The sequence below is a fragment of the Streptomyces sp. CB03238 genome (assembly GCF_002099185.1).
GTDB lineage: Bacteria > Actinomycetota > Actinomycetes > Streptomycetales > Streptomycetaceae > Streptomyces.
Genome location: NZ_NBCN01000037.1, coordinates 30,416 through 45,761, shown reverse-complemented (window position 1 = coordinate 45,761; position 15,346 = coordinate 30,416). Strand labels below are relative to the sequence as shown.

Here is a 15,346-nt window from a genome sequence, read left to right as displayed (position 1 = left end):
CAGCAGCCGCCAACCGGACCCGCTCACGCCGAACCCGCTCCTCAGCCGTCAGCCCTCTATTGCACGCTGGAGATGGAGAGTGGTGAGAAGTACAACAATTTCTCGGAAGATTCGCGCGAGGCTTGATGAGGGGAGCTACGAAGTCGAATACTCATGCCCCGCAGGGCGTGAGCATCGAGTGGAGTCGGAGAACCAGGTTGCCGACATTGCGCACGACGTGACGGTGTGGGTGGCGGCCACTGTCTGACGAGTTCCCGGCGCGAAGCGGGGGGCGTGGCGTGTCCGAATGCTGACGTTGCCCTATGAGCTGGTCCGCAGCTGGGCCAAAGCGCCTGGCGGCGGGTGCCTTCATCACCACCCCGGCGCCGGTGTAGTTCCTGAGTCCGGTGCCGCATTCCAGGACAACTTCTTCTCCTCCGGCGTGGTGCTCGGCTACGACACGAACGAGCGGGTGGTCCGTGCCGTGCTGACCGGCCCGGTCAACGCGTCCCATGCCGGCATCGCGCTGCTCGGACGTCCCCGCGGGGAGGTCCGGGAGTGTGTGCGTGAACACGGATTGCGCGTGATCGACCGTGAAGCGGAGCTCGTCTTCCCGGACGACGGCTTCAGCGCATGGACGCTGCGGGCGGGGGACGATCACCTGCCCACGGTCGCCTTGGTCGTGCCCGGGCGGAGCCGGTGCACCCCGGCCAGGAAAGATGTAGGGAGCCGCTGAGTGTTGATCGGTGCTGCTTTGACGTGACTGGGAAACGCGGTGGAAGGGAGAAGGGAATGTCGGTCCGGTTTTCTCCTGGGGTAGTACTTCAGGTTTCCGTCGGTGAGGGGCGGTCGGCTTATGCATTGATGCTCGGAGTGCGCCCTTACATTGCGTTCTTTCCTGACGGGCAGGTTGTTTCTGATCTTCCAGAAGGCGACCCTTTGTTTATTGTCGCGGTGCATAACAAGGCGTACTCGCGAGGTCGGTGGGGGTCAGTCCTGCGCCGAATTGATCCCGCCACACTGCCGGAAATTCCGAATTTCTTCCGGCAGAACCTTCTGAACCCTGAGGACTGTGAGATCGCTGAGGCCGTCGGCAAGGTGCGGCAGGCGACGCCTGAAGAGTGTGTTGGGCTGGAACGAAGTGCGGTGTGGGAAGCTGAACACGTTGAGCAAAGGATCAGTGATGTTTATGCAGGGCGCCCCAACCTCTTTGTGGAGTCGATGAAGGTCAAACTGAGGGCACCTTGAGCCACCCACCCGGTACGGGTCCTGCGCCGGCCGCATTCCGGGGGCCGTGGGGCCACCACAAGGCCAGGGGAACCCTGACCCCGTTCGCCGGGCGAGCGTATGGCCCCGGAACACGACCGGCCCCACACCGGGCGGGGACCCCGACCCACGGTCCCCTCAACCCCGCGCGGCATCCTCAGGAGTCGCGCGAATCCCCTCGCATATATCACCTGAGCCATATACCATCGAAGCCATGACCGGTGAGCGGTACACCATCGAGATCGAGCCCGAGGTCCGCCTCTGGCTGGAGAACCTCCCCGCCCACCATTACGTGATAGTCGAGCAGAAGGTCGACCGCCTCGCCGAGAACGCGACCACCCTCGGCGAGCCCTACAGTCGCCATCTCGGCGGCAAGCTCCGTGAGTTGCGATTCGACCTCGGCGACAACGCCCAGCGCATCACCTACTGGCTCGCCCCGAACCGTCGTGTCGTACTGCTGACCGTCTTCCGTAAGACGAAGATGCGCGAAACGGTGGAGGTGGACCGCGCCCGAGCCGCCCAGGCCGCATGCGAGGCCAGCCACGCGCCGGCCGCCGAACACGATGTCTACAGCCGTCCGATCAAGGAGGAACTGCCGTGAACCATGCCGAGTGGAAGACCCGCCGCCACCGCAAGCTCCTCGGTGAAACGGTGGAGGAGAACACCGAGTACGACCGCCTGTACGAGGAGGCCGAACTGGCCCATGACCTCGGCCAGCTGGTCTACGACCGGCGTACCGCCCTGGGCCTGTCCCAGACCGAACTCGCCGAACGCTGCGGAATGAAGCAGCCCCAGATCTCCCGGATCGAAGGCGGCGGCACCGTCCCCACCATCCCGCTGCTGCGACGCCTGGCACGCGCCCTCGACGCCGAGCTGACCATCGAACTCACGCCGCACCACCAAGCGGCCTGATCGACCCGCCACAACCGGTGCCCCGCGGAATTTCCCCATTTCCGGAATTCCCCGGAGGCCGTCACTGCTGACGGCAGTAGTGACGGCAACAACCACGAATTCCAGCGAACAAGCACGAACGTCGATTTGCTGTCAACTTCAGCCTCGCCAGCGAAGTTGCAGGTGACGGGCCCCTGTCCTCCAGGCGTACTACGTGCTGGCGGGGGCTGCGCCGGTCCTTGTTCACAACGCCAACTGCCCCACCGCAGACGAAAGAGCGCAGCCGGGACTTCAGAGAACGCCGCGCGTTCCTCGAACCCCGGGGGTTCGACGGGTACGCGTTTCACGGGCGGCTTCCTTTGGATTAAGGGCCATGGAACGTGTCGAGCAAGCCTTATCCGGGGTACCGGCCGCCGCCGGGGGTCGAGGCCGGTTATGAAACGCACGTGGAGGCCCAGGCAGCTGCACTGATGCGGCGCTTCCAAGCGAGTGAAGGGCGACCGATGATCAGGCACCCCAGTGGAGTCTGTGGGACGTGCGCCAACACGCTTCGTGTGATGCTCCCGGAGGGCGCATCACTCACGGTGAAGTTCCAGCATGGCAGAATATTCTTTACGGGTGGAAATTTCGTCGGGGATCCGGATTGACACCTATCGAGAATGACTTGATGTTATAGCTGATCGGACTGGCTCGTCCGTAATCCCTCGGTAGTGACGCAAGGGTGCTTCCCGGTTACGTCGACGGCTGGTCTGTGCCTGTGTCGTCAGAGGTGGGGGCGGGAGTCGGCACGGGGTCCTGGCCCGCGAACGCCCGCTGGGAAGCGGCCTAGCGCGGGGGACAGCCGGGGCCGGCGTCTCACTGGTTTTGTCGGCCCCGACCTTTCTGGACCGAGGAGAACAATGAACGACATCGTTCGATGGCGCGCGGATCGGGCGGGTGTCGTGTCCGACGTCCCGGCCAGGCGGTTTCTGCTGGACCACGGATTGCCGGAGTCGACGATCCTGTTCGAGGCCGACCGGGAGCCGTCAGAAGTGTTTTCGACGGAAATCGGGGACGAGATCCTCAGGATCGGCTCGTTCGATGACGACTTCGATTTCTTTCTGGATGTCGGTACGGGCGAGGTTCTGTTCGGGACGGACAGGGACCCCGAGCCCGTCTTCGCGAATACGAGCCTGTCCGCTTTCGTCGCATGTGTGCGGTGGGTCGACGCCGAGTTCCCGTTTTACTCGTCGTCCGACGACACCCAGGTGAAATGGGCTGCGGGGCAGCAGGCCCGGGAGGTCCTGCGGTCGGTGGACCTGGCGTGTATCGAGGCCCCGGAGGGGTTCTGGACGTCCTTCGCACACGACGTCGCGATCGGGGACTACTACGAGGGATCGTCGTAGCTCAGGAGCTGGACCAGGCCGACCCATGTGTGCTCGTCGGCCTTGGTGTGGACGGCGCGGACCCTCCAGGTGCCGGCGGGCAGCGGGACGGGGGCTTGTTCCGGCAGTCCGCCGCCCGGGTACGGGACGTCCAGGTCAGCCCCGGCGCTCACCGAGTCCATGAGTACCGCCGGGCCGTCCGTCGTCCAGGTGCCGCAGTCCTCCCAGGCGGTCGAGGGGCTCGTGAGGACGCGCTCGGCCGCGGCGGTCAGCTCGGCTTCGGAGGAGGCGGCCAGCCATCGCAGGAAGGCCCGGTGCTCCGGGAGGTAGCAGGTGGTGGCCGGCTCGTCCCCCAGGATCAGGGCCTCGGCCTCTCCGCCTCTGATCGCGATCGCCTCGGCCAGGTCCTCGACCGCGCACGCCCGGTCGTAGTCGTCCGGGGTATCGGTGTCGCCGATGATCATCCCGCCTTCGGTGCAGCCGTCCCATCCGGCCAGCGCGGAAACGGGAACGACGGCGAGGGGCCCGCCCATTGACTCCACCCAGGTGCGCTTCATGGCGTCAGTGTGCACTCGGCCACTGACAAGCCCCTGTCTGCCGGGTGGTATCCATGGGCCGCATGGACACTGAACACCCCGACCCCGCTGACCTTGCCGCGCTTCGTGCCGCCTTCGACGTGGACGACGGCGGTGAATCGGCGCTGGGCTGGGACGCCGTGCGGGCCTTCGAGGCGGAGCACGGCATCGTGGTGCCGGAGCCGTACCGGACGTTCGTCGCCGAGATAACCGACGGCTCGTATGCCGGGCCGCCGGATTACGGGTTGGTGGGGCTGGCCGAGCTGCCGAACGACTGGGGAGACGGCCGGCCGGAGCGGGATCTGAGCCGGCCCTTTCCGTTGACCGAGGAGTGGTTGTGGGAGGACGACCCGAGGCCGGAGGAGGAGATCGAGCCGATCCTCGGCCAGGTCTTCGACCACGGTTCGATCGTGCTCGGTACGGACGGGTGCGGCATGTACTGGCACCTCGTGGTCACCGGTCCGCAGCGCGGGCGCATCTGGAACATCTGTGGTGAGGGCGCCATACCGTTCGGGGCGGGCTTCGCCGGGTGGGTCGCGCACTGGGCTGCGGGCAAGCCGTGGTTCGACGACGAGTGAGGCGGCGGCAGGGCAACCCTTTGGGGGAGTTGTGAGTCTCCTGAGTGATCACGCCGTGATCGCACTGACGAGGAGACCATCATCACCGCCATACGCAAGACCCTGACCGCAACCGCAGTCGTCGGCGCCGTCCTGGCGGGTTCGGCCGCCTGCGGCACGGTGGAGCAGCTGTCTGCCGGGAAGAAGCTCGACCAGGCCTTCGAGAGGCTCGGCAAGGAGAAGTCGCTCTCCTTCGAGCTCGACCTGGACACCGACGCCAAGACGCTCAAGGCGCTGGACGCCGCGTCGGACCCGGAGCCCGGCGAGGAGATGCCCGACGAGGCCGCCGAGTTGCTCAGCGGCGCGAAGATCAGTGTCACCGTGCAGTCGAAGAAGCCGCTCGACGAGTCCGGCGAGAAGGACTTCGTCGGCATGGCCATGAAGTTCAGCAACGCGGACGGCGACCTCGTCGAGTACCGGGTCGTCGGGGACTACACGTACGTCCGCGCAGACATGGAAGCCATCGCCAAGGTGGTGGACAAGCCCCTGCCGCCCACCGACGACCTGCCCCCGGAGGCCGAGCCCTTCAAGAAGGTGATCGAGGGCGAGTGGGTCAAGTTCAACACCAAGGAGCTGGAGAAGGCCGGCGAGGAGGTGGGGCAGGCGCCCGGCGCCAAGCCCTCGCCGGAGCCCACTCTCGACGCCAAGACGCAGAAGAAGCTTGTGGAGGCCGTGCGCGAGGTCGTCGCCCGCGAGGTCGACTTCAAGACCGCCGGTGGCGAGGACGGCACCGAGCACATCACCGCCACGGCCCCGTTCCGCACGCTGATCACCGAGCTGTTCGGCGAGATCCGCCCGTTCGCGAAGGACCTGCCGCCGGGCATGGAGCTGCCGACGGACAAGGACCTCAAGGACGCCCCGAACGCCAAGGTCACGGCCGACTTCACGCTGAAGAACGGCGAGCTGACCGAGGTGAACATCGACCTCGCCAAGCTGGCCGAGGACGCCAAGGTCAAGAAGCTCGGCGTGGTGCTGCGGATGAGCAAGGGCCAGACGCCCACGGCCCCGGCCGGTGCCACGGAGCTGAACCTGGAGGAGATCATGGGCGGCTTGGCCGGCGCCATGATGGCCGGGGAAGGCGTCGGCGAGGGCGAGCTCCCCGAGGACGGCTTCGCCTTCGAGGAGCAGCCCGCGTAGTCGTCAGGCGCACATTCTGGGGCGGCGTCCATTACGCCGCCCCAGAGTTGCTGTTGACTCGGCTCACAAAGGTTGCTTTCGTGAGCGGAGTTAAGTGTGGGCTTGATCGTGTCGTACGGGATTGTTGCCCTCCTCTGGCTCTTCCTGCAGTTCATGCGCCTCGCCGGCGGGGTTCTCTGTCTCGCCGGTGTGGTCTTGCTCTTCCGGCGCTCCGCCCGGTCGGCGGCGTACGTCATGTGCGGCCTCGGGGTGTGCTACCTGGGGTTCGGCGCGGCGGCCCTTTGGGCGGCGGAGGATCTCGGTGTGTTCGGTGTGTTCTGACCCGGCCGTCGGGGGGACTCGTCGTCACAGGCGGTTGCGGTACAGGCCCGGCACGGCGGGAGGTCGGCGATGGCGAGGGGTCGGCGAGTGGATCCCGTGCAGATCCTGATCCGGGTCGGCGACACCGATCCGGACGTCGGCGGGAACGAAGAGGCCTACCAGGAGTGGGTGTACCTGGCCCGCGAGGCCGGGTGGGACGTGGTCGAGAGCCCGGGGTTCCAGGAGCCCAGGGACGGCGGTACGCAGTGCGGCCTGGTGGAGATCGAGGGCCTCGCGTACCGCATCCACTACGGGCCGCGCGCCCGCCTCGACCTGGCGGGCGGCGAGACGGTGCTCGCGTACGCCGCCTGGGCCGAGCCCGTACAGTGAGTAACTGTACGGGTACGGTGGGTGGACGGTATGCGTGATCCCCTGTGAGCATGGGTGACCCGACGCGGGGTGGACCATGAACGACCCGGGGGTCACCGGCATGACAGAAAGCATCATCGAGCCCGAACGCTCCGAGAGCCTCAGGACCTTCGGCGCCGTACTCCAGGCGTTCCGGGAGAACGCGCGGTACACGCAGGAGGAACTGGCGACGGAGTTGGGGTACTCGGTCCATTACCTCGCCTCCGTGGAGCAGGGCCGGCGTTTCCCCACGCATGAGTTCGTCGAGCGGGCCGAGGAGAAGCTCGAGGCCTTCGGCGCGCTCCGGAAGGCGTCACGGCACCTGACCCGGAAGCCGGGGCTGGCGGTGTGGTTCCGGAAGTGGGCGCTGCTGGAGGCGTCGGCGATCAGCCTGGACACGTACGAACCGCGGGTGATTCCTGGGCTGTTGCAGACGGAGGCGTACGCGCGGGTGCTGTTCTGCGAGCTGTTGCCGCCGCTGAGCGACGACCAGGTGGCAGAACAGTTGGAGGCGCGGCTGGAGCGGCAGCAGTTGCTCAGGGAGCGGCCGAACACGGCGTACAGCTTCGTCCTCGAAGAGCACCTGTTCCACCATCAGATTGGTGGGCTGGACGTGACGAGGGAGCTTCTCGATCGCGTGTTGGGCGTGATGGAGCTGCGGAATGTCTCCGTGCAAGTTCTGCCGTTGCAGCGGGGGCAACATGCGGGGCTGGGCGGGCCTATGCAGTTGGCGGAGACGCCGGAAAATCAGTGGGTCGGGTACTGCGAGGGGCAGCGGACCGGGCTGTTCATCGTCGACCCGAAAGAGATCAGCGTGCTTCAGATGCGCTATGGGAAACTGCGAGCGCAGGCCCTCACTCCCCAGGACTCCCGGGGCCTGCTATCGCGACTGCGAGGAGCGCTATGAGCACCAACGAACTGGCTTGGTTCAAGAGCAGCTACAGCAGCGGCGACGGTGACAGCTGCGTCGAAGTCGCCCTGTCCTGGCGCAAGTCCAGCTACAGCGGCGGCGATGGTGACGACTGCGTCGAGGTCGCCACCTGCCCCTCCACCATCCACGTCCGCGACTCCAAGGTCCCCTCCGGGCCCCAGCTCGCGCTGTCGCCGGCCGCCTGGTCCTCCTTCGTCACCTACGCGACGGTGGCCGCCCGTTGACCACCGCCCCCGTCAACGCCGACGACGTCCTGACCGCCGTCCGCCTCGCGGTGGGCACCCTCCGCCTGGCGGACGGCGACGCCGACTGGGACGCCAAGGCCGGGTCCCTGGAGTGGACGTGCTGGGAGACGGTCGAGCACCTGGCGGACGACCTGTTCGCGTACGCCGCCCAGCTCGGCCCCGAGCGCCCGCCCCTGGACGACGAGGTGCCGTTCCTGTGGGAGGCGCGGCGGCCGGGCGGACCCGCCAACGTCACGTACGCCGACCGGAGGGCCGGGCCCGCCGGACTGCTCCAGGTGCTGGAGGCGTGCGGGAGCATGCTCGCCGCGATGGTGCGGGTCACGCCTCCGCACGTGCGGGCGTACCACGGGTTCGGGGTGTCCGACCCGGAGGGCTTCGCCGCGATGGGCGTCGTCGAGACCCTCGTACACGGGTACGACGTCGCCGAAGGGCTCGGCCTGCCCTGGAGCGCGCCGCCGAAGCTGTGCCACCGCGTCCTGCTGCGGCTCTTCCCCGACGCCCCGACGGACACACCGGCGTGGGACACCCTCCTGTGGGCGACCGGCCGGGGCGAGATCCGGGGCCGGGAGCGGCTGACGGACGGCTGGCGCTGGTGCGGGGTCGTGGCGGCGGACAGGGAGTTCTGAAGCCGGACCCACGGCGCTTCTCCTCGGCGAACCGGTGACAGACGCGCGAGTCCTGCGAATGGTTGTACGCGTTCGGTGAAGTCGCCGTATGAGAAGCGACACATTCCGTTTGGCGTGACGGTTGCGGGGTCCCGGTCGCTGGGTCTGGCATGGATGGGGACTTCAGCACACTGCCGGGCGCTCGGAACGTCCGTGCCTATGTGACGCAGTTCGTGGCGCGGATGACCGAACGGAACCGGCTGCCGCTCGACTACAGCGTCGCCAGTCTGCGGCTGGTCGACCTGGTGGTGGACGGGCTGCGGCGCGACCAGCCCGAGCGGTCGCGGGTCGAGCCGTTCCTGTGCGGGCTCGGTGCGTACGCCGGGGAGGTCATCGTGCGGCGGGCCGGGGCGGAGTGGGTGGATTTCGACGCCGGGCAGCGGGAGTACTTCGGGCAGCCGGTCGGCATCGTGATGCCGGACGGGCGGGCCTGGAACCCGCTGGGCAAGGTCGTGAACCGGTTCGAGGCGGGGTCCGAGGAATCGATACAGCACTTCTATTTGATGTTGCACGGGCGCGCCGGTCGCAAGGTGCTGCTGTGACACTTCCGGCTGCCCGGGCGCAGAGAAGGGTGGGGGATCTGTGACGGGCGGCGCGAAGAGGGAAGTGTGGGGGCGTACGACACGGAGCTCGGCGCTGCCGTCGAGCGCGCCCAGCAGGGGGACGAGGACGCGTTCGCGCAGGCGTACCGGCTGGTCCACCCAGGGCTGCTCGGATACGTACGCGGGCTCGTCGGCGACGACGCGGAGGACGTGGCCGCCGAGGCGTGGCTGGAGATCGCCCGGGACCTCGGGCGGTTCCAGGGCGACGGCGCGGGTTTCCGCGGGTGGACGGCGACCATCGCCCGCCACCGGGCGCTCGACCATCTGCGCAAGCAGAAGCGAAGCCCCCGTACCTCTTTAATCGAACAAGACGTACTGGATCTGCCGGGCGGCCAGGACACGGCCGCCGCGGCGCTGGAGAGCCTCTCGACGGAGCAGGCGCTCGCGATGATTCGCGGGCTGCCGCGCGAGCAGGCCGAAGCGGTGCTGCTGCGTGTGGTCGTGGGCCTGGACGGCCCGGCGACGGCGCGGGTGCTGGGCAAGCGGCCTGGAGCGGTGCGCACCGCCGCGTACCGAGGACTGAAGAAACTCGCCGGGCGACTGGCGCAGGGCGGAGCTAGGGGATGAGCAGGGACAGGAACCCGCGTGAAGCGGATGGTGTCGCCGCGGTGCCGGCCGCGCTGCTGGCGGCGGCCGTACGGGGCGGTGAGGTCGACCCGGCGGGCGAGGAGCGCGCGGTCGCCGCTTTCCGGGCGGCCCGCGACGAGGGTGCGCACGCGGCGGGCAGGACCCGGCGGCGCGACGACTGGAGGCCGGCCCGGGAGCGGCGCCGACGGCGTTCGCTGCGGGCCGCGGCGATGGGGCTGGCGGCGACCGTGCTGCTGGGCGGCGTCGCGGTGGCGGCGCAGACGGGAGCGATCCGCTCGCCGTTCGGCGGCGCGGACGGCGGGGCGGCCCCGAAGCCCGGGCCTTCGACGGCGTCCACGCCGGACGGTGGTGTGCCCTCGACGCCGGTCGCGGAGCGGCAGCGTACGCAGCAGCCCCCGACCGCACCGCCGACGCGCTCGACGCCCACGCCCGGTGCCGACAAGGACCGGGGCCAGGAGCAGGGCAAGAGCCAGGGCAATGACAAGGGCAACGGTTCGGGGAAGGGAGCCGAGGGGGGCGGAGCCGGTGGCCGCCCCGACGGGAAGCCCGGCCAGAAGCCCGACGGCAAGCCGGGGCCGGAGCCCGGCGCCAGAGCGGGCGGTACGAAGGCGGGCGGTACGACGGCCGGCCGGAAGCCGGGTGCCGATCCGGCGGCGGCGGGGCCGGAGGCCCCGTCCGGCAACGGCACGGGCAAGGGCACGGGCAGTGGCACGGCCAAGGGCTACGGCAGCGGCCACGACCACGGTGGCAAGAGCGGTAAGGGCGGCAAGAGTGACAAGAGCGGCGGCGGCGAAAGCGCCACGCACGGCCAGGGCGGGAAGCCGTGACCTGCACCCGCGTCCGGGGCGGAGGACGACCGGGGCCGCCACCCCCCACAGGAGAGGCCCCGGTCGTCGTCCACGGGTCCGCTGTACGGCCCCGTACTCCTATCAGCGCCACCCGTGCGGTTTCTGTCACACCGCACTGCGTCAACGTGATGTTGCAGGTTGTACAAGACATGGACGTGACGCCGGATGACCACGTAGCGTGCTCCTGCGCGCCGGGCGTAGTGACGGCGGTGACCAGCCGCGATGACGAACAGGTAGTGGGAGTGCTGGGGGACGACGCGGAGCTGACCACCGCAGTGCTCGCGGCGCAGGACGGGGACGAGGACGCCTTCCGTGCTGTGTACCGCGCCGTGCACCCGCGGTTGCTCGGCTACATACGCACGCTGGTCGGTGACGCCGACGCGGAGGACGTCGCGTCGGAGTCCTGGCTCCAGATATCCCGCGACCTCGACCGGTTCAGCGGGGACGCCGACCGCTTCCGGGGCTGGGCGGCCCGTATCGCCCGCAACCGCGCCCTCGACCACTTGCGCATGCGGGGCAGGCGCCCCGCGATAGGCGGGGACGAGACCGAACTCACCGACAAGCCGGCCGAGTCCGACACCGCGGGCGAGGCGATGGAAGCCCTGGCCACCGGCCGCACCATGAACCTCATCGCGCAGCTCCCGCAGGACCAGGCCGAGGCGGTCATCCTGCGTGTCGTCGTCGGGCTGGACGCCAAGAGCGCCGCCAAGACGCTGGGCAAGCGGCCCGGTGCCGTACGCACCGCCGCGCACCGTGGACTGAAGCGGCTGGCCGAGCTGCTGGACGCGGACGCGGACGCGGGCGCCGACGCGGGCGCCGTCGCCGACGCGGGGGGCGACTCGACCGGAACCCCGTCCGGCGCGCTGGGCGCCGTACCGCCACAGCCCAAGCGCCGTGTCGGTTCCGGGGCGCGTGCCGGTGTGACGCATTGGCGCTCGCGCACGCAGAAGGACATGTGATGGCCGACGAGCGGGATGAATGGCTCGACCAGGACGCGGCGGAGAGACTGCTGCGGGGTGAACCTGTCGGCCCCGTCGACGATCACGCGTGGGAGCAGGCCCGGCGAGTGGCGCGGGCGCTGGACGCGATGCGCGCGGCCGCGGACCCCGCGAGGGGCGAGCTGCCGGGCGAGGAGGCCGCGCTGGCGGCCTTCCGTGAGGCGCGGGCGGAGAAGGCCGCCGGGGCGCGGGCCGCTGTGACACCGTTGTCCGGCGTGCCGGGTCACTCGGACGTGCCGGAACTCGGGACCGTACGCGATCGGCTGGGGCCCCGTCGGCGCATGCGCTGGGCGCGGCCCGTGCGGTGGGGCCTGGCCGCGTCGGTCGCCGGTCTGGCGGTCGGCGGCGTGGCCGTGGCGGCCGGTACGGGCGTGCTGCCGGTCCTGGGCGGCGACAGCGAGCCGCTGCCCGCCGCGTCGGTGTCCGCCGCGCCCGCCCCTGGTACGTCGGCGTCGGGTGACCCCACCGGTGGGTCGGGTTCCGCCACGCCCGGGACGCCGAGCGAGCCCGGGAGCGTGCCGCCGTCCGGGTCGGCGACGCCCGGCGCGGGCACGGACCGTGTGCCGGGAAGGCCGGACCATGGGCGGACCGGTGGCGTCGGGGGCGACGACGGCTCGGGCGGAGGGCCCGGGAGCGCAACCGGCGACGGCGAGGGAGCGGGACCGGGTTCCGGCCCGGGTGACAACTGGTTCGCGCAGACCGTGCAGGACTGCCGTGACTACCGCGACGGCCGCCTCGATCCCGAGCGCAAGAAGCTGTTGGAGGAGGACGCGCGGGGCGCGGCCAACCTCAAGCGCTTCTGCGACAAGGTGCTGGACGGCGACGCCCAGCACCAGAACGGCAGCAGCGGCGGTTCGGGCGGCGGCAATGGCACCGGCGGCACCGGCACCGGCAGCGGCGGCAGCGGCTCGGGCGGCGGCGCCGGCGGCGGCGAGGACGAGGGCCGCGACGGCGGCGAAGAGGGCGGCGACTCCGACGCGGCGCGCCCGACCGTCTCCTGGAGCCCGCTGGCCCCCGCGCTCTCCGTACGGCAGACCGGCCTGGTCTTCTGACCCCTCCGGGCCTCTCGCGCCTCTGACCCGCGGTTTTAAAATTTCTTCCGCAGAGGTGTGACGTTTTTCCGGCCCGTGGCGCAGTACTGAGTGAGCCGACTGGTCATCGGCAGCGCGAAGAGCCGGGGTTCCCCCCGTACCTACGGCTCAGCGCACATGGCGCGGGCGGGACACGTTCCCCCGGTCCCGCCCGCGCCCTCTCTTCTCCCCACTGCTCACCAGTGGACGACGACCTTGTCACCCACCTTCACCTGGTCGAAGACGGCAGCGAGCCGGTCCATGTCCCGGACGTTGACGCAGCCGTGGGAGCCGCCGTTGTAGCCGCGGGCCTTGAAGTCCGACGAGTAGTGCACGGCCTGACCGCCGCTGAAGAACATCGAGTACGGCATCGACGTGTGGTAGAGCGTCGACTCCCACTCCCGCTCCTTGCGGTCGACCTTGAAGATGCCTTCGCGGGTCGGCGTGTTCTCCGAGCCGAAGCGGACGTCCATCGCCGAGACGACCTTGCCGTCGATCATCCAGGCGAGGGTCCGGCTCTCCTTGCTGATGCACAGCACCCGGCCCGTCATGCAGCGCTCGTCGGGCTTGTCCAGCTCGTTGGTGGTCGGCGGCCGCAGCTCCTCGGCGGTCGGCTTGCGCGAGGCGGCCGTCAGCCTCTCCCACGTCGTCCCGTCGACCGTGCCGGTGGCGGGCAGGGCCTGCTTCTTCTGGAAGGACGAGACCGCCTTGGCGGTCATCGAGCCGTAGAAGGCGGTGGGGCTGCGGTGGAAGTGGCCGAGCTGGCGCAGCCGCGCCTGGAGTTCGCGTACCTGCTCGTTCTCCGTACCCTCCGCCATCAGCAGCTTGTCCGGGGGCGTCGAGGCCGGCGCGGAAGCCGTCGGCTCGGCGCCGCCGGCGGCGGACGCGCCGGACGACGGCGAGGAAGAGGCCGAAGGCGACGCGGCCGACGGCGAGGCCGACTCCCCGGCCGCCCCCACGGCCTGGGCGGTGCAGCCGGTGGCGGCCAGGGCGACGGCGGCAGCGGCCAGTACTGCTCTGCGTATGACGGACGTACGGTGCACAGGAGCCCCCCGAATCGATGATCTGTACCTAATGGATGCTTCCCAGGGGTGCTTGGTTGCGCACCGCGGCGCATGCTGTGAGGAAGGTCCCAGCGTGCGGCTCTCCACCGGCCGCACGCCCGCCGCTACAGTCCGTCGCGAGGGTCGGTACCAGTGAGTAGGTCTATCGGAGGGCACAGCACATGGCGCGCGAGTCGGAGTCGGGACTTCCCATTGAGCCGGTGTACGGGCCGGACGCCCTCAGCGGATGGAACCCGGACGAGAAACTGGGCGAGCCGGGCTCGTACCCCTTCACGCGCGGTGTCTACCCGACCATGTACACCGGCCGGCCCTGGACGATGCGGCAGTACGCCGGTTTCGGCACCGCCGTCGAGTCCAACGCCCGGTACAAGCAGCTGATCGCCAACGGCACGATGGGCCTGTCGGTCGCCTTCGACCTGCCGACCCAGATGGGGCACGACAGCGACGCGCCGATCGCGCACGGCGAGGTCGGCAAGGTGGGCGTGGCGATCGACTCGATCGACGACATGCGGGTGCTGTTCGGCGGGATCCCGCTGGACAAGGTCTCCACGTCGATGACGATCAACGCCCCCGCCGCTCTCCTGCTCCTCCTCTACCAACTCGTCGGCGAGGAGCAGGGCGTCCCGGCGGACAAGCTGACCGGCACCATCCAGAACGATGTGCTCAAGGAGTACATCGCGCGCGGCACGTACATCTTCCCGCCGAAGCCGTCGCTGCGGCTGATCGCCGACATCTTCAAGTACTGCAAGGCCGAGATCCCGAAGTGGAACACGATCTCGATCTCCGGCTACCACATGGCGGAGGCCGGCGCGTCGCCCGCGCAGGAGATCGCGTTCACCCTCGCGGACGGCATCGAGTACGTCCGTACCGCTGTCGCTGCCGGCATGGACGTCGACGACTTCGCACCCCGCCTCTCCTTCTTCTTCGTCGCCCGCACCACCATCCTGGAGGAGGTCGCGAAGTTCCGGGCCGCGCGGCGGATCTGGGCGCGCGTGATGCGGGACGAGTTCGGCGCGAAGAACCCCAAGTCGCTGATGCTGCGCTTCCACACCCAGACGGCGGGCGTGCAACTGACGGCCCAGCAGCCCGAGGTGAACCTGGTGCGCGTCGCCGTGCAGGGCCTGGCGGCCGTCCTCGGCGGTACGCAGTCGCTGCACACCAACTCGTTTGACGAGGCCATCGCGCTGCCCACCGACAAGAGCGCCCGCCTGGCGCTGCGTACGCAGCAGGTCCTGGCGTACGAGACGGACGTCACCGCCACCGTCGACCCGTTCGCCGGGTCCTACGTCATCGAGAAGATGACGGACGACGTGGAGGCCGCCGCCCTCGAACTCATGACGAAGGTCGAGGACCTCGGCGGCGCGGTCAACGCGATCGAGCGCGGTTTCCAGAAGAACGAGATCGAGCGCTCCGCCTACCGCATCGCCCAGGAGACCGACTCCGGCGAGCGCGTCGTCGTCGGCGTCAACCGCTACACGCTCGACGAGGAGGAGCCCTACGAGCCGCTGCGCGTCGACCCGGCGATCGAGGCCCAGCAGGCCGAGCGCCTCGCCAAGCTGCGCGCCGAGCGCGACCAGGCGGCGGTCGACGCGGCGCTCGCCGAGCTGAAGAAGGCGGCCGAGGGCACGGACAACGTCCTGTACCCGATGAAGGACGCCCTCAAGGCGCGGGCCACGGTCGGCGAGGTGTGCAACGCGCTGCGTGAGGTGTGGGGGACGTACGTCCCGACGGACGCGTTCTGACCCGTCACGACGCGTTCTGACGCGTTCCGTGTGACGAAACACCAAGGCGGAGTGTC

General features: G+C 69.5%; 20 protein-coding genes. 18 read left to right on the top strand and 2 right to left on the bottom strand.

Annotated elements, in window-relative coordinates:
* The first annotated feature begins 286 nt into the window (after window positions 1-286).
* The 5 genes from BKD26_RS36625 (at window position 287) to BKD26_RS36605 (ending at window position 3,521) form a co-directional block, all read left to right on the top strand.
* Window positions 287-715 (top strand): hypothetical protein, encoded by a 429-nt coding sequence (locus tag BKD26_RS36625; protein WP_143662775.1) that lies wholly within the window; start codon window positions 287-289, stop codon window positions 713-715.
* 56 nt (window positions 716-771) lie between these two features.
* Entirely contained in the window at window positions 772-1,227 is a 456-nt protein-coding gene (locus BKD26_RS39990) for a hypothetical protein (RefSeq protein ID WP_143662774.1), read from the top strand.
* A gap of 232 nt (window positions 1,228-1,459) precedes the next feature.
* Complete coding sequence (locus BKD26_RS36620; RefSeq protein WP_084907236.1) at window positions 1,460-1,846, top strand: type II toxin-antitoxin system RelE/ParE family toxin; 387 nt, start codon at window positions 1,460-1,462, stop codon at window positions 1,844-1,846.
* A complete protein-coding gene (locus tag BKD26_RS36615) occupies window positions 1,843-2,157 on the top strand; it encodes a helix-turn-helix transcriptional regulator (RefSeq protein WP_084907234.1) in 315 nt (104 codons plus the stop codon). The genes BKD26_RS36620 and BKD26_RS36615 overlap by 4 nt, the downstream gene beginning before the upstream one ends.
* A gap of 878 nt (window positions 2,158-3,035) precedes the next feature.
* Window positions 3,036-3,521 (top strand): SUKH-4 family immunity protein, encoded by a 486-nt coding sequence (locus tag BKD26_RS36605; protein WP_084907230.1) that lies wholly within the window; start codon window positions 3,036-3,038, stop codon window positions 3,519-3,521.
* Here BKD26_RS36605 and BKD26_RS36600 read toward each other — a convergent pair.
* Window positions 3,503-4,057: an Imm21 family immunity protein gene (locus BKD26_RS36600; protein WP_241519014.1), complete on the bottom strand. Its 555-nt coding sequence runs from the start codon at window positions 4,055-4,057 to the stop codon at window positions 3,503-3,505. The two genes, BKD26_RS36605 and BKD26_RS36600, sit on opposite strands and share 19 nt — an antisense overlap.
* Before the next feature lie 62 nt (window positions 4,058-4,119).
* Here BKD26_RS36600 and BKD26_RS36595 point away from each other — a divergent pair, with 62 nt between their 5' ends.
* From BKD26_RS36595 to BKD26_RS40710, 12 genes are all read left to right on the top strand, one after another.
* Window positions 4,120-4,653 carry an SMI1/KNR4 family protein gene (locus tag BKD26_RS36595; protein ID WP_084907250.1) on the top strand — a complete coding sequence of 178 codons (534 nt, stop codon included), beginning with the start codon at window positions 4,120-4,122 and terminating at the stop codon, window positions 4,651-4,653.
* 159 nt (window positions 4,654-4,812) lie between these two features.
* On the top strand, window positions 4,813-5,829 hold the full coding sequence (locus BKD26_RS36590) for a hypothetical protein (RefSeq protein WP_084907226.1): 1,017 nt from the start codon (window positions 4,813-4,815) through the stop codon (window positions 5,827-5,829).
* Between the two features lie 96 nt (window positions 5,830-5,925).
* Entirely contained in the window at window positions 5,926-6,150 is a 225-nt protein-coding gene (locus BKD26_RS36585; protein WP_084907224.1) for a hypothetical protein, read from the top strand.
* 87 nt (window positions 6,151-6,237) lie between these two features.
* Window positions 6,238-6,519 (top strand): hypothetical protein, encoded by a 282-nt coding sequence (locus tag BKD26_RS36580; protein WP_084907222.1) that lies wholly within the window; start codon window positions 6,238-6,240, stop codon window positions 6,517-6,519.
* Window positions 6,520-6,619: 100 nt separating this feature from the next.
* Window positions 6,620-7,444: a helix-turn-helix transcriptional regulator gene (locus tag BKD26_RS36575; protein WP_107418123.1), complete on the top strand. Its 825-nt coding sequence runs from the start codon at window positions 6,620-6,622 to the stop codon at window positions 7,442-7,444.
* The gene (locus tag BKD26_RS36570; RefSeq protein ID WP_084907218.1) at window positions 7,441-7,692 is read left to right on the top strand and encodes a DUF397 domain-containing protein; all 252 of its coding nucleotides are present in this window, start codon (window positions 7,441-7,443) and stop codon (window positions 7,690-7,692) included. Before BKD26_RS36575 ends, BKD26_RS36570 begins: the two co-directional genes overlap by 4 nt.
* Complete coding sequence (locus BKD26_RS36565; protein ID WP_084907217.1) at window positions 7,689-8,339, top strand: maleylpyruvate isomerase N-terminal domain-containing protein; 651 nt, start codon at window positions 7,689-7,691, stop codon at window positions 8,337-8,339. Before BKD26_RS36570 ends, BKD26_RS36565 begins: the two co-directional genes overlap by 4 nt.
* Window positions 8,340-8,488: 149 nt before the next feature.
* Entirely contained in the window at window positions 8,489-8,920 is a 432-nt protein-coding gene (locus BKD26_RS36560; RefSeq protein ID WP_084907215.1) for a hypothetical protein, read from the top strand.
* A gap of 66 nt (window positions 8,921-8,986) precedes the next feature.
* Window positions 8,987-9,547: an RNA polymerase sigma factor gene (locus BKD26_RS36555; RefSeq protein ID WP_084907213.1), complete on the top strand. Its 561-nt coding sequence runs from the start codon at window positions 8,987-8,989 to the stop codon at window positions 9,545-9,547.
* Entirely contained in the window at window positions 9,544-10,395 is an 852-nt protein-coding gene (locus BKD26_RS36550) for a hypothetical protein (RefSeq protein ID WP_084907211.1), read from the top strand. Before BKD26_RS36555 ends, BKD26_RS36550 begins: the two co-directional genes overlap by 4 nt.
* 263 nt (window positions 10,396-10,658) lie before the next feature.
* Window positions 10,659-11,375: an RNA polymerase sigma factor gene (locus BKD26_RS36545; protein WP_084907209.1), complete on the top strand. Its 717-nt coding sequence runs from the start codon at window positions 10,659-10,661 to the stop codon at window positions 11,373-11,375.
* Window positions 11,375-12,466 (top strand): hypothetical protein, encoded by a 1,092-nt coding sequence (locus BKD26_RS40710; RefSeq protein WP_179166841.1) that lies wholly within the window; start codon window positions 11,375-11,377, stop codon window positions 12,464-12,466. The genes BKD26_RS36545 and BKD26_RS40710 overlap by 1 nt, the downstream gene beginning before the upstream one ends.
* A 215-nt stretch (window positions 12,467-12,681) precedes the next feature.
* Here the strand turns inward: BKD26_RS40710 and BKD26_RS36535 are convergent, their stop codons facing one another.
* A complete protein-coding gene (locus BKD26_RS36535; protein WP_241519013.1) occupies window positions 12,682-13,527 on the bottom strand; it encodes a L,D-transpeptidase family protein in 846 nt (281 codons plus the stop codon).
* A gap of 182 nt (window positions 13,528-13,709) precedes the next feature.
* Here BKD26_RS36535 and BKD26_RS36530 point away from each other — a divergent pair, with 182 nt between their 5' ends.
* Window positions 13,710-15,290 carry a methylmalonyl-CoA mutase family protein gene (locus BKD26_RS36530; RefSeq protein WP_073753790.1) on the top strand — a complete coding sequence of 527 codons (1,581 nt, stop codon included), beginning with the start codon at window positions 13,710-13,712 and terminating at the stop codon, window positions 15,288-15,290.
* Window positions 15,291-15,346: the final 56 nt, after the last annotated feature.

Coding starts and splice junctions, on each gene's coding strand:
- BKD26_RS36605 (WP_084907230.1), top strand. CDS start 3,036: ATGAACGACATCGTTCGATGGCGCGCGGATCGGGCGGGTGTCGTGTCC.
- BKD26_RS36550 (WP_084907211.1), top strand. CDS start 9,544: ATGAGCAGGGACAGGAACCCGCGTGAAGCGGATGGTGTCGCCGCGGTG.
- BKD26_RS36560 (WP_084907215.1), top strand. CDS start 8,489: ATGGATGGGGACTTCAGCACACTGCCGGGCGCTCGGAACGTCCGTGCC.
- BKD26_RS36595 (WP_084907250.1), top strand. CDS start 4,120: ATGGACACTGAACACCCCGACCCCGCTGACCTTGCCGCGCTTCGTGCC.
- BKD26_RS40710 (WP_179166841.1), top strand. CDS start 11,375: ATGGCCGACGAGCGGGATGAATGGCTCGACCAGGACGCGGCGGAGAGA.
- BKD26_RS36570 (WP_084907218.1), top strand. CDS start 7,441: ATGAGCACCAACGAACTGGCTTGGTTCAAGAGCAGCTACAGCAGCGGC.
- BKD26_RS36625 (WP_143662775.1), top strand. CDS start 287: ATGCTGACGTTGCCCTATGAGCTGGTCCGCAGCTGGGCCAAAGCGCCT.
- BKD26_RS36600 (WP_241519014.1), bottom strand. CDS start 4,057: ATGAAGCGCACCTGGGTGGAGTCAATGGGCGGGCCCCTCGCCGTCGTT.
- BKD26_RS36575 (WP_107418123.1), top strand. CDS start 6,620: ATGACAGAAAGCATCATCGAGCCCGAACGCTCCGAGAGCCTCAGGACC.
- BKD26_RS36530 (WP_073753790.1), top strand. CDS start 13,710: ATGGCGCGCGAGTCGGAGTCGGGACTTCCCATTGAGCCGGTGTACGGG.
- BKD26_RS39990 (WP_143662774.1), top strand. CDS start 772: ATGTCGGTCCGGTTTTCTCCTGGGGTAGTACTTCAGGTTTCCGTCGGT.
- BKD26_RS36620 (WP_084907236.1), top strand. CDS start 1,460: ATGACCGGTGAGCGGTACACCATCGAGATCGAGCCCGAGGTCCGCCTC.